Annotated in this window: 11 protein-coding genes; 9 read left to right on the top strand and 2 right to left on the bottom strand. The window is 46.6% G+C overall.

Annotated features, from left to right (window positions below; all coding sequences use genetic code 11):
* Positions 1-5 precede the first annotated feature (5 nt).
* The 7 genes from mukE to ACUHGC_RS08975 all read left to right on the top strand — a co-directional run bounded on the left by mukE (position 6) and on the right by ACUHGC_RS08975 (position 9654).
* Positions 6-770, top strand: a complete 765-nt coding sequence (gene mukE / locus ACUHGC_RS09005) for a chromosome partition protein MukE (protein ID WP_446833002.1) — start codon at positions 6-8, stop codon at positions 768-770.
* The gene (mukB, locus tag ACUHGC_RS09000; protein ID WP_446833001.1) at positions 770-5251 is read left to right on the top strand and encodes a chromosome partition protein MukB; all 4482 of its coding nucleotides are present in this window, start codon (positions 770-772) and stop codon (positions 5249-5251) included. The genes mukE and mukB overlap by 1 nt, the downstream gene beginning before the upstream one ends.
* Before the next feature lie 375 nt (positions 5252-5626).
* Positions 5627-6499, top strand: coding sequence for an EamA family transporter (locus tag ACUHGC_RS08995; protein ID WP_446833000.1), 873 nt, complete (start codon positions 5627-5629; stop codon positions 6497-6499).
* Positions 6500-6511: 12 nt separating this feature from the next.
* A complete protein-coding gene (sbcB, locus tag ACUHGC_RS08990) occupies positions 6512-7930 on the top strand; it encodes an exodeoxyribonuclease I (RefSeq protein ID WP_446832999.1) in 1419 nt (472 codons plus the stop codon).
* 90 nt (positions 7931-8020) lie between these two features.
* On the top strand, positions 8021-8212 hold the full coding sequence (locus tag ACUHGC_RS08985) for a hypothetical protein (protein WP_446832998.1): 192 nt from the start codon (positions 8021-8023) through the stop codon (positions 8210-8212).
* Positions 8209-8679, top strand: a complete 471-nt coding sequence (locus tag ACUHGC_RS08980) for a helix-turn-helix transcriptional regulator (protein WP_446832997.1) — start codon at positions 8209-8211, stop codon at positions 8677-8679. The genes ACUHGC_RS08985 and ACUHGC_RS08980 overlap by 4 nt, the downstream gene beginning before the upstream one ends.
* Positions 8680-8766: 87 nt before the next feature.
* Positions 8767-9654 carry an IS256 family transposase, variant Zn-binding type gene (locus ACUHGC_RS08975; RefSeq protein WP_446834861.1) on the top strand — a complete coding sequence of 296 codons (888 nt, stop codon included), beginning with the start codon at positions 8767-8769 and terminating at the stop codon, positions 9652-9654.
* Between the two features lie 93 nt (positions 9655-9747).
* Here the strand turns inward: ACUHGC_RS08975 and can are convergent, their stop codons facing one another.
* The gene (gene can, locus ACUHGC_RS08970) at positions 9748-10446 is read right to left on the bottom strand and encodes a carbonate dehydratase (RefSeq protein WP_446832996.1); all 699 of its coding nucleotides are present in this window, start codon (positions 10444-10446) and stop codon (positions 9748-9750) included.
* Positions 10447-10555: 109 nt separating this feature from the next.
* Here can and ACUHGC_RS08965 point away from each other — a divergent pair, with 109 nt between their 5' ends.
* Both ACUHGC_RS08965 and ACUHGC_RS08960 read left to right on the top strand, forming a co-directional pair.
* Positions 10556-11491, top strand: a complete 936-nt coding sequence (locus ACUHGC_RS08965) for an ABC transporter ATP-binding protein (RefSeq protein WP_446832995.1) — start codon at positions 10556-10558, stop codon at positions 11489-11491.
* Positions 11492-11493: 2 nt separating this feature from the next.
* Positions 11494-12261 (top strand): ABC transporter permease, encoded by a 768-nt coding sequence (locus ACUHGC_RS08960; protein ID WP_446832994.1) that lies wholly within the window; start codon positions 11494-11496, stop codon positions 12259-12261.
* A gap of 95 nt (positions 12262-12356) precedes the next feature.
* Here the strand turns inward: ACUHGC_RS08960 and ppnN are convergent, their stop codons facing one another.
* Positions 12357-13718 (bottom strand): nucleotide 5'-monophosphate nucleosidase PpnN, encoded by a 1362-nt coding sequence (ppnN, locus tag ACUHGC_RS08955; RefSeq protein WP_446832993.1) that lies wholly within the window; start codon positions 13716-13718, stop codon positions 12357-12359.
* Positions 13719-13727 lie beyond the last annotated feature (9 nt).

Raw genomic sequence — 13727 nt, 5'->3', positions numbered from 1 at the left:
AGATGATGACCGAAACTTTTTCTTCAGATGTAATGCCTGCCAAATTGGCAACGGCAATCGCCAATTCGCTTTTTCCGAGCGTCGATAGTCAATTGCGTGCGGGTAAACATATCAGCATTGATGATCTGGACAATCATGCGTTTTTGATGGATTTTCAATATGAATTGGAAGCCTTTTACCGCCGCTATAACGTGGAATTGATTCGCGCGCCGGAAGGCTTTTTCTACTTGCGCCCGAAATCCAGCACCTTGATTGGGCGCAGCGTGTTGTCTGAACTGGAAATGCTGGTCGGTAAAGTATTGTGCTACCTGTATTTAAGCCCGGAGCGTTTGGCACAACAAGGCATTTTCAGCAGTGAAGAAGTGTATGATGAATTACTGAATTTAGCAGACGAAAGCAAATTGCTGAAAGCGGTGAATCAACGTTCTTCTGGATCGGATTTAGACAAACAAAAACTGGCGGAAAAAATGCGTGCCGCACTAAACCGCTTGCGCCGCTTGGGCATGATCACCACTGTCGGCGATCAATTCAGTGGCAAATTTATTATTTCGGAATCGGTGTTCCGTTTCGGTGCTGAAGTGCGGTCGGGCGATGATCCGTTGGAAGCACAATTGCGCTTAATCCGCGATGGCGAGGGTGCAAATCCGGATTCTTTAAAACAAGAAAAACAGGCGGCGAAAACCGCACTTGAGCCGCAAACAGACGGGCAAGAGCCGGAATTAGACGAAGACGAATTTGAGAATGATGACGAGCAGGGAGAGGCTGAATAATGAGCCAGTTTGAATCACAACATGACGAATTAGCAATCAACTTTCCACAAAGCGTTACCACACACACGCAAGATGTGCAGCGCGGCAAATTCCGTTCATTAACGCTGATCAACTGGAATGGTTTTTTTGCCCGCACTTTTGATTTAGATGAACTCGTTACCACCTTATCCGGCGGAAACGGTGCCGGGAAATCCACCACCATGGCAGGGTTTGTGACGGCGCTGATTCCCGATTTAACTTTATTGCACTTTCGTAATACCACCGAAGCAGGCTCGACTGGAGGCTCACGTGATAAGGGCTTGCACGGTAAACTGCGCCCAGGGGTGTGTTATGCCGCATTAGATACCGTCAATTCTCGCAACCAACGTGTATTGGTCGGGGTGCGCCTGCAGCAAGTGGCGGGGCGAGACAAAAAAGTGGATATTAAATCGTTCTCGATTCAAGGCTTGCCGCTGTCAGTCGATCCGACCGCACTTTTTACGGTGGCGGTTAGCGACAAGCAAGCGCGGGTGTTGGCGTTAAACGAATTAAAAGACAAAGCCGATCAACTCGGTGCGCAATTCAAACAGTATAACTCGGTCACCGATTACCACAGCGTGATGTTTGAATTGGGGATTATCCCAAAACGCCTGCGTTCCGCATCGGATCGCAGCAAGTTTTATAAATTAATTGAAGCCTCGTTATACGGTGGGATTTCCAGTGCGATCACCCGTTCATTGCGTGATTACCTGTTGCCGGAAAATCTGGGCGTACGCAAAGCGTTTCAGGATATGGAAGCGGCATTGCGTGAAAACCGCATGACGCTAGAAGCGATTAAAGTTACTCAATCCGACCGTGATTTATTCAAACATTTAATCAATGAATCCACCGCCTATGTTGCCGCCGATTATATGCGCAATGCCAACGATCGCCGTCATAATATCGACAGTGCGTTGAACTTCCGCCGTCAATTATTTAGTGCCAAACAAGAACAGACATTCTCAGCACAAAAACTGATTGAATTGAGCCGTGAAGCCGCCGATCTGGGCGAAAGCGAAAAACGTTTAGAAGTGGATCACCAAAGTGCGGTCGATCATTTAAATTTGGTGCAGAATGTGCTGCGCCATCAAGAAAAAATCAATCGCTATCAAGATGATGTCAACGAATTGCGTGAGAAATTAGAAGAGCAGCAAATCGTGGTTGAAACCGCCGCCGAGCAACTGGAAGAAGCACAACAACGTTTTGAACAGGGCGAAGTGGAGATCGATCACGTGCGTGGTCAACTGGCGGATTATCAGCAAGCCCTTGATGCGCAACAAACTCGCGCATTGCAATATCAGCAAGCGGTGAAAGCGTTGGAAAAAGCCAAAGAAGTGTGCGGCTTAAATGAATTATCGCTGAAAAATATTGAGCAATATCACGAAGAATTTGATGTGCAAGTGGAAGAACTGACGGCTAACGTGTTGCAATTGGAACAGCGTTTGTCGGTGTCTGATGCGGCAAAATCGCAATTTGACAAAGCCTACCGCTTGTTGAGCGAGATTGTCGGCGACGTGCCACGCAGTGCCGCATGGGAGCAGGCGAAAACCCTGCTAGCAGACTATCCACAGCAGAAAGCACAGGCGCAAAGTGCGGTCGGCTTACGCAGCCAGTTAAACGAACTGGAACAGCGTTTAATGGCACAACAAACGGCACAACAACTGCTACAAGAATTTAATCAGCGCAGCGGCTTGCAATTAGACGATCCGCAGGCGTTGGACGAACACCACTTGCAACAGCAAGACTTGGTGGATGAATTGACACACCAGCTTGCCGAGCAAGGCGAGCAGCGTTCAATGTTGCGTCAAAAGCGTGAACAGCTGACCGCATTTTATCAAGACAATGAGCGCAAAGCACCGGCATGGTTGACGGCACAATCGGCTTTGGAACGCTTGAGCGAACAGAGTGGCGAGCAGTTTAACGACAGACAAGATGTGATGGATTTCATGCAGTTGCAATTGGAAAAAGAGCGTGAAAACACGATGCAGCGTGATCAATTGCAGATGCAAAAACAGCAATTGGAACAACAAATCAGCCGCTTAAGCCAGCCTGATGGGTCAGAAGATGCCCGTTTGAATGCGTTGGCAGAACGTTTTGGCGGGGTGTTGTTGTCGGAACTGTATGATGATGTGCCACTGGAAGATGCGCCGTATTTCTCCGCCCTTTACGGGCCTGCACGCCATGCGATTGTGGTGCGCGATCTGGCAGAGGTGAAAAAACAGCTTGAGCAGCTAGACGACTGCCCGGACGATCTCTATTTGATTGAGGGTGATCCTGCCGCATTTGACGATAACGTGTTTGCCGCGCAAGAGCTGGCAGGCGGCGTGGTGGTGCAAGTTTCCGAGCGGGAAGTGCGCTACTCAAAATTCCCTGAAATTCCGTTGTTCGGGCGTGCAGCACGAGAAAAACGTTTAGAAGCGTTAGCCGTTGAATTGGAAGCGGTGAACGAACAGCACGCCCAACGTGCGTTTGACGTGCAAAAATGCCAGCGTTTACACCAACAATTCAGCCAATTTGTCGGTTTGCATTTGGCATTAGCGTTCTTGCCGAATCCGGAACAAGAAATGAAACAGCTTAACAGCCAGCGTAACGAATTGGATCGGGAATTAAACCAATTGAGCGCAAGCGAACAGCAAGTGCGGTTACAACTCAGCGAATGCAAAGAGCAAGTGCGGTTATTGAATAAACTCTCACCGCAGTTGAACTTGTTGGCAGACGACACGCTGCAAGATCGGATCGAAGAGTATCGTGAGCAACTGTTGGTTGCCGAACAAGACGTGCAATTTATCCGCCAGTTCGGGCAACAACTGCAACAGCTTGAACCAATTGCCGCCAGCTTACAAAGCGATCCGCAACAATATGACGCACTCAGAAACGATTACCAAACCACCGTTGATCAGCAAAAACGGGCGCAACAGTGTTTTTATGCACTGTCTGATGTGTTACAGCGCCGTACGCATTTTGATTATGAGCAACAGCTGCAAAGTGAAGGTTCGGAACTGAACGAGCAATTGCGCCAACGTTTAGAGCAGTTGCAACAACAGCGTGAACAACAGCGTGATCAACTGCAACAAAAACAGAAGCAGTTTGCCGAATTTAACCAAGTGCAAATCTCGTTGCGCAGCTCATTAGATGCGAAAAATCATATGTTGTTAGAGTTGCTGGAAGAGGTGGACAAAATCGGTGGACGAGCTGATGAAGGTGCAGAACAGCGTACCTTGCAACGCCGTGAAGAGCTGCATCAAGCGTTGTCGCAAAGCCGCCAGCGCCGTGGCTATGTGGAAAAACAACTCACTTTGTTGGAATCGGAAAGCGAAAATTTAGTGCGCACCATTCGTAAAGCAGAGCGGGATTATCGCACGCAGCGTGAATTGGTGGTCGGCGCGAAAATCAGCTGGTGCGTGGTGCTACGTTTATCACGCAACAGCGATGTGGAACGCCGTTTAAATAAACGTGAACTGGCGTATTTATCGGCAGATGAATTGCGTTCAATGTCGGATAAAGCGTTAGGGGCGTTGCGCACCGCAGTGGCGGATAATGAATATCTGCGTGATAGCCTGCGCTTGTCGGAAGATTCCCGCAAGCCGGAAAACAAAGTGCGGTTCTTTATTGCGGTGTATCAACATCTGCGTGAGCGGATTCGTCAGGATATTATCAAAACCGATGATCCGATTGATGCAATCGAACAAATGGAAATCGAGCTGTCACGCTTAACCGAAGAGCTGACCAACCGTGAGCGCAAATTGGCGATCAGTAGCGAAAGTGTTGCCAATATCATGCGCAAAACCATTCAACGTGAGCAAAACCGCATTCGTATGTTGAATCAGGGCTTGCAGAACATTGCATTCGGACAGGTGAAATCGGTGCGCTTGGTAGTGAATATTCGTGATACCCACGCCATTTTGCTGAATGCGTTGTCGGGTGAACAAGACGATTATCAAGATCTGTTCAACAACAACCAAATCACTTTTTCGGAAGCGTTGGCGAAGCTGTATCAACGCGTGAATCCGCACATCGACATGGGGCAGCGCAGTGTGCAAACCATTGGTGAGGAGCTGCTGGATTACCGTAACTACCTCGATCTGGAAGTGGAAGTATATCGTGGTGCTGATGGCTGGTTGCGTGCCGAAAGTGGCGCATTGTCAACCGGGGAAGCAATCGGAACGGGTATGTCGATCCTGTTAATGGTGGTGCAAAGCTGGGAAGAAGAGAGCCGCCGTATGCGCAGTAAAGATATTCTGCCATGTCGTTTGTTGTTCCTCGATGAAGCCGCGCGACTGGACGCAAAATCGATCTCCACGCTGTTTGAACTTTGCGAACGGTTAGACATGCAATTGCTGATCGCCGCACCAGAAAATATCAGCCCAGAAAAAGGCACAACCTATAAACTGGTGCGGAAAATCGCACAAAACCATGAATATGTTCATGTGGTTGGTTTGCGCGGGTTTGGGGCAACGGAATAGATATTGCTTGTGTGGCGTGGTGTGCTGGCAAGCCCACCCTACAAATGAAATCGCAGAATTTACAGTTGTGGGTATGCTTACCCATCAAAAATATAGATGTGAATGGTACGGTGGGTTAGCAAGCTCACCCTACAGTGAAGTCATAGAATTTGTAGGATGGGCATGCTTGCCCATCAAAAATATCGGTATGAGTGCTATGGTGGGCTGGAAAGTCCACCTTACAGTGAAGTATTAAACTTTGTAGGATGGGCATGCTTGCCCATCAAAGAGATCGGTGTGAATAATATGGTGGGATGGCAAGTCCCCCCTACAATAATGAACAAGCGGACAACAACCGTACTTTGATTAAACAATAAAACCAATAAAGGACCTTCCATGCAAAACCTCGCTATTGCGATATTCTGTAGCGTGATTGTTTCCGTGTTTTTGAAAGTGGCACGCAAGCAGAATATCAACATCGCTCAAGCGATTGCGTTTAATTATATTATGGCGATCGGGTTGAGTTATTATTTTTTAAAGCCGAATTTTGCCGGGCAGTCGTTTGGGGAAACGGTGGCGCAGCATGAGTATTCTTATATTTTCTTGGCGTTAGGCGTGCTGTTGCCGACGGTGTTTATGGTGATGTCAAGAGCGGTGGAGAGTGCCGGGATTGTGCGGTCTGATGCGGCGCAGCGGTTGTCGCTGTTTTTGCCGATTTTGGCATCGTTCACGCTGTTTAACGAAGTGTTGACGCAAAGCCGTGCGGTTAGCCTCGTGCTGGCGTTTACCGCACTTTTATGCCTGTTATGGAAAAAATCCGATACGCAAAGTGCGGTCGGCAAAGGCTGGCTGAATCTGCTGTTGGTTTGGCTGGGCTACGGCGTGATTGATATTTTATTCAAACAAATGGCGAAAACGGGCAGCGCATTTCCGCTGACGCTATTTGTGTCGTTTTGCCTTGCCGCTTGCGTGATTTTTATCTACCTGTTGATTAAACAAACCCGTTGGGACGGCAAAAGTATGCTTGGCGGCTTGCTGCTTGGCGTGCTGAATTTTATGAACATTCTGTTTTATATTAAAGCGCACCAAAGCTACAGCGAAAACCCGACACTGGTGTTTGCCGGCATGAATATCGGTGTGATTTGTCTCGGCACGTTAGCAGGAGCATGGCTCTTTAAGGAAAAAATCAACAAAGCCAATGCAATCGGGGTGGTGCTTGGGATTTTATCGATTCTTTGCTTGTTCTATCTCGATAAGCTGTGGGCGTAACAGGGCGGTTAGATGGCAGATTTTAGCTTTTTTATTTACGATTTTGAGAGTTTTGGTATTGATCCTGCGCGGGATCGCCCTGCGCAATTTGCCGGCATTCGCACCGATAAGGATTTTAACATCATCGGCGAACCCGTGATGTTCTATTGCAAGCAAACCAGTGATTATCTGCCGCACCCGCAAGCGGTGATGGTGACAGGCATCACACCGCAGCATTGTAATCAGCTAGGCGTGGACGAACCTGAATTTGCGGCACGGATTCTTGCGGAATTTAGCCAGCCGAACACTTGCATTATGGGTTATAACAACATTCGTTACGATGACGAAATGACCCGCTACACCTTTTTCCGTAACTTTATTGACCCGTATGAATACAGCTGGAAAAACAGCAATTCCCGTTGGGATCTGCTTGATGTGTTGCGTGCCTGTTATGCACTGCGCCCTGAGGGGATTAATTGGGTGTATGACGATGAAGGCTTGCCGTCGTTTAAGTTGGCTCGCTTAACACTCGCCAACGGCATTGAGCATGAAAATGCCCATGATGCGATGGCCGATGTGTACGCCACCATTGCGATGGCGAAATTGGTGAAAGCCAAGCAGCCGCGTCTATTCGATTATTTCTTCGATCTGCGTAATAAAAAAGCGGTAGAAAAATTGATTGATACCGCCAACATGACGCCATTGGTACATGTTTCGGGAATGCTCGGCAATTATCGTGGCAACACGGCATTAGTTGCACCGCTGGCATGGCACCCGACGAATAACAATGCGGTGATTGTCTGTGATTTAAGTGCGGATTTAAGCGATTTATTAACGCTTGATGCCGAAACCTTGAAAGTGCGGTTATACAGCAAAAAATCCGAACTGGAACAGCAGGGGATTTTACCTGTGCCGCTGAAACTGGTGCACATTAACAAATGCCCGATTGTCTCCCCTGAAAAAACCTTACTACCGCAAAATGCCGAACGATTGGGGATTGATCGTGAGCAGTGTTTGTTAAATCAGCAGCGGTTGCAACAATCACGCGAAATTCGCGATAAAGTGATCGCTATTTTTAACGAACAGCGCAGTTATCCTGCGGATATCAATATCGAAACCGCACTTTATGACGGCTTTTTCAGCGATGCCGACAAACGTAATATGCAAATTTTGCGCAGCCTCGATGCGGAACAGCTGAAAAACCCCGATCTCACTTTTGAAGATAAACGTATTCCTGAACTGCTGTTTCACTACCGCGCCCGCCATTTTTACCGCACATTAAACCGTGCTGAGCAGATTAAATGGCAAAAATATTGCCGTGCCAAGCTTGAGCAAAATGCCGAAGCGTTTGCTGAATCGCTGCAACAGCTGGTGGCAGAACACCATGATAACCCTGAAAAAATGGCGTTATTGCAACAGGTGTATGAATATGGGGAAAGACTGCTGAGCTAACCTTTATTTTTGAGTGATATAAATAGCATTATTACTTTAAAAACCAATTAAAGTGTATTATATTACTCAAAGTAATGGTGTGGAGGTTATATGGAGGATTTAACGCTTCAGGCGTTTGTTGAAAATGGGTGGTGCGATATTGCAACACTTAAATTGACGCCAAATCCCGATTCGGCTTATCCGAATGTTGAATTGCTGTACCATACGGAATATGTGATGGAAATGTCGGTGATGGGGTTTGCGCATATTGAACAACGATTGAAAGCGTGGAAATTACTATGAAATCACTTGATGATATTCGCCATGAAGTTTCCGAACTACAAGCTAAATATGAAAGCGTGCTGAGCAACAAACCGCAGAGCGTGGAAAAACCTCGTTCGGCGATTGAGGTGGTGCCTGCGGGCAATCGCGCCTCTAAACACAAAAAGCCGATTGCTGCGGTTGAACGGCTGGAATTGATCAAACAAATCAGCACCATATTGCTAAAAAATGAGATTTCCCAAGGGGCGGCATTAAAAGCGCTGCGCCTGAAAGGATTGGGCTTGAAGCAAGATGCGTATGCGAAATTGGTGAAGGTATCGCGCAAAACTATTTCTGATATTGAAAACGGAAAAGGGAATTATTCGTTAGATGTGGTGAACCGCACTTTTATGCCGTTCGGGCTGCAAGTCGGGTTAATTCCGGTGTCGCCGCAATTATTAGCGGAAATTCTGGCTGAAAATAGGCATAGTAGACAAAAATGTGGCTGAAATCTCGCTTAATCCCTTATAGAATAAGGCGTTAAGTGAGATTTTTTAAAATGACCAAAAAATTGCTATTTCTGTGGTTCAGAACACATTAAAAAACACGGTAAAAATTCAGGCAAGCAACGCTATAAATGCTTGGATTGTTTACGGACATATTCTCACACAAATTACCTTCAATCCGCCCAAATCTGGCACGATTACACCGTCGGAAAACAGACGTATAAGCAGCTTGCGTTAACCTATGATTGTTCGGTCAGGACTATCCAAAGGCACCTGAAAAAAGCCCCTAAAACGCCACTCAGCACACCGCAAACCACAATGTTGAATCTTATTATGGATGTCACTTTTTTCGGGCGACAATTCGGCGTATTAGTCATAATGGATTCCCGCTCAAAAAAGGTGATTTACCACCAAATCGTTCGTACCGAAAAGGACATTTACTATACCAAAGCCATCAATCGATTGCGTAAAAAAGGATTTATTATTCAATCTATTACTTGCGATGGGCGACGGGGCTTATTGAAAGATATATTTAATACGCCAACCCAAATGTGCCAATTTCACCTTGTTGCAATGGTGATTCGCAAGCTGACGAGAAACCCTAAATCCGTTGCCGGAAAGGAACTGAAAACAATGGTTAAAACACTCAAGCAGAGTCACAAAAATGACTTTTATGTCCGTTTGCATCACTGGTTTTTGCAGCATAAAGCTTACTTAGAAGAACGGTCTGATATACCCGATAATCAGGGTAAATTTCCTTATAAACATCGCAAATTGAGAGGGGCTTATGCCAGTATTAAACGCTATATGGATTACTTGTTTGTCTTTGAAAAATACCCGGAGTTACGGATAGAAAAAACGACAAATCGGCTGGAAGGGCTGTTTAAGGATTTAAAGCAGAAATTATCCGTTCATAATGGACTAAACCGAAGGAATAAGATTATGTTTATACAGGATTTTTTGAATAAAAAGAGCTAGAAAAACTAGCGCTTTAAGAGGAGTAGCCACAAAAATGTCTAATAGAAGCTTAGATCTCAAAATCAGCCACATTTTTGGCTACTATGCCGCAAATTATTCCTGGGGGAATTTAATCGGCTTTTCGGTTTCAAGAAACCGCACTTCGTCACTTGACACCAAGCGAGCGATTGCATTCAGATAGGTGATTTCCAACGTTTCGCGGCTGGTGGCTACAACGCCTAAATCATTTAAAAATCCGTCATTCACATCATAAACCCAGCCGTGAATCGATAGCTTCTTGCCACGCTGCCAAGCGGCGCGCACGATAGAAGAGGAGCCTAAGTTATAAACTTGTTCCACCACATTGATTTTGGTCAGCATATCCGCGCGTTTTTCCACCGGCAGTCTGCCGAACAGGTTGCCGTGTTTCAGCCAGATATCACGAATATGTAGCAGCCAGTTATCAATTAAGCCCAAAGTGCGGTTTTCGATTGCGGCTTTAATCCCGCCGCAGTTGGTGTGCCCGCAAATAATGATATGTTCGATATCCAACGCGTCAATCGCATATTGCACCACCGACAGGCAATTTAAATCGGTATGGATCACCTGATTGGCGACATTGCGGTGCACAAACAGTTCGCCCGGTTCTAAATTGGTCAATTTTTCCGCCGGTACGCGGCTGTCTGAGCAACCTATCCACAAATAGCTCGGCTTTTGATGTTCTGCCAATTCTTTAAAATAATTGGAGTTTTCCTCTTGCATTCGAACCGCCCAACTGTGGTTGTTGGCAATCAGCTGTTCTATTTTTTTCATTCTACGTCCTTATATATGTTTTTCCGCACTCTGCTATAATACGTTAAAAATTTTTTATACTCACATTTTTTTATTGTTAATTTTTGATTATCGACAGAGTGGTTATCGTATGTATGCACTGGAAATAAAAGGGCTGACAAAATCGTATCCAAACGGTTTTAAAGCCTTGCACGGCATTGATATGGCGGTGCAAGAAGGGGATTTCTATGCGTTGTTGGGGCACAATGGCGCGGGAAAATCCACCACTATCGGCATCGTCAGTTCGTTAGTGAATAAAAGTGAAGGCGAAGTGAAGGTGTTTGGCTATGATCTGGACAGCCAACTGACTGAAGTGAAAAAACAGATCGGCATTGTGCCGCAGGAATTTAATTTTAACCAGTTTGAAAAAGTGCAGGATATTTTAGTCAATCAAGCCGGTTATTACGGGGTTGAACGCAAAGAAGCGCTGAGCCGTTCGGAAAAATGGCTGAAAAAACTGGATTTATGGGATAAGCGTGATCAAAAATCAATGCGCTTGTCCGGCGGCATGAAACGCCGTTTGATGATTGCCCGCGCCTTAATGCACAATCCGCGCTTATTGATTTTAGACGAACCGACCGCCGGGGTTGATATTGAGTTGCGCCGTTCCATGTGGCAGTTTCTGCGTGAACTGAACTTGCAGGGAACAACGATTATCCTGACTACGCATTATCTGGAAGAAGCCGAACTGCTGTGTCGCCATATCGGGATTATTCAGCAGGGAAAACTGGTGATCGACACCTCAATGAAAGCCTTGTTAAGCAAGTTGGAATCGGAAACCTTTGTGTTGGATTTGGCGAAATACAGCAATGTACCGGAGATCCAACATTACCACACTCAATTGATTGATACCAATACGCTGGAAGTGGAAGTGCGGCGTGAGCAGGGGCTGAACAACCTGTTTTATCAATTGAGCGAGCAGGGGATTCAGGTGCTAAGTATGCGCAATAAAACCAACCGCTTGGAAGAGCTGTTTGTGCGCATGGCGTTGTTGAATAAACCGCACGATGAACAACAAGGAGAATAGCGATGTCGTTGTCTTGGATTGCGTTTAAAACCATTTTAAATAAAGAGATCCACCGTTTTATGCGGATTTGGGTGCAAACCTTAGTGCCGCCGGTGATCACCATGACCCTGTATTTTGTGATTTTCGGGCAGTTGATCGGTTCACGCATCGGTGAAATGGGCGGTTACAGTTATATGCAATTTATTGTGCCCGGCTTGATTATGATGTCGGTGATCACCAATTCCTTCGCCAATGTCGCCTCATCGTTTTACAGTACTAAATTTGCGCGTAATGTTGAGGAACTGTTGGTATCGCCGACTTCAACCCATATCATTATTTGGGGCTATGTTGCCGGTGGCATGACGCGCGGAATTTTGGTCGGTTCATTGGTCACCGTGGTTTCATTGCTGTTTATTCCGCTGGAAATCCATTCATGGACGGTGGTGATTTTCACCTTATTGATGACCAGCGCCACCTTTTCACTTGGCGGTTTAATCAATGCGGTGTTTGCCCGTTCGTTTGACGACATCAGCATTATCCCGACATTCGTGCTAACGCCGTTGACCTATCTGGGCGGGGTGTTTTATTCGATCTCCTTGCTGCCCGCGTTTTGGCAAGGGGTGTCTAAATTGAATCCGATTGTGTATATGATCAACGGGTTCCGTTATGGCTTTTTAGGCGTGAGTGATTTGGATTTGGTGTATACCTTCTCGGTGCTGGCACTGTTTATCACGTTGTTATATGCGATTGTGTATTACTTAATAAATAAAGGCATTGGGTTACGAAACTAACGTGTAAAGTGCGGTTTAAATCAGTTAGGCTGTGGGGCAGTCGGAGTATTGCTAGGGTAAAACAAAACTCCCTCCGAAACGGAGGGAGAAATATGTTATTTAAGAATCCGATAACAAGGCTGATAGGCATCGCCGCCCGGCAGCTTCATTCGGTGCTGTTCGACAAAATCTTGCAACACACGATCGATTTTTTCCATTAATACCGGATCGCCGTGCAGTTCAAATTCGCCGTATTTTTCGATTAAATCAATGGTATCCGGTTTGATATTGCCCGCCACGATGCCGGAAAATACACGGCGCAAATTGGCGGCAAGGCTTTCCGCACTTTGTTCCAAATGCAGATCCAGATTACTCATGCTCTCATGCGTCGGTTCGAATGGATTTTGGAAATCCGGCGGAATGGTGAGCGACCAGTTAAAGCCATAAGAATCATTGGTTTGCGCCCGCACTTTTTTGATGGTTTTCATGTGCGCACTGGCTTTGCGCGCTATCTGTTCCGGATCGTCGATAATGATTTCATACAACGCCTGTGCTTCGGCGCCGAATACTTCGCCGATGAAACGATCGATGGTGTTGAAATAATCTTCGCTCTCTTTTGGCCCGGTTAAAAACAGTGGCAGTTGCGCGTCTTTGTTCGCCGGATTGAGTTTGATGCCGATTAAATACAGTAGTTCCTCAAACGTACCCGGCCCGCCCGGAAACACGATAATGCAGTGTCCGACGCGCACAAAGGCTTCCAAACGTTTTTCAATATCCGGCATGATAACCAGCTCGTTAACGATTGGATTCGGCGGCTCGGAGGCAATAATCGACGGTTCGGTGATGCCGATAAAGCGGCTGTTTTTAAAACGCTGATTAGCGTGTCCGATTGCCGCGCCTTTCATCGGTGCTTCCATCACGCCCGGCCCGCAGCCGGTGATGATGTTCAGTTCACGCAGCCCTAGCTGTAAACCAACCGCACGGCAATAGCGATATTCAATTTCGTTAATCGAGTGTCCTCCCCAACACACCACCAGTGACGGACATTCACCGACCACCAAGGTTTTGGCATTACGCAAAATGGTGAAAATGTAGTTGGTAATGCTGTTGGAGTTTTGCGTCGGCTGCAACGAGTGTTGTTTGGTGATAACGTTCACGAACAAAATATCGCGCAGCACCGCAAACAGATGATATTGAATATTGCGCATCACTTTGTCATCGACAAACGCCGATTCCGGCGGGTTGTGCAGCAGCAATGAAACGCCGCGCTCTTTGGCGATTAATTCGATTTCAAAATCTTTATACATTCCGAGCAGCACCCGGCTGTCGTCGGTCACTGCGCCGGAATTGAGCACCGCCAGCGAGCAGTTGCGGTAGAGTTGGTATAACCCGCCGGCAACGCCTTTTTCCAGCAATTCCACTTCCAAATGCGACAGCTGATCCATGCTACCTTTCGGATTGACGATATGTGAACTCATAGTTTCTCC

The sequence above is a fragment of the Testudinibacter sp. P27/CKL/0425 genome (genome assembly GCF_052931395.1).
Note: the sequence above shows the minus strand (reverse complement) of the source record. Positions and strands in the feature narration are given on the sequence as shown.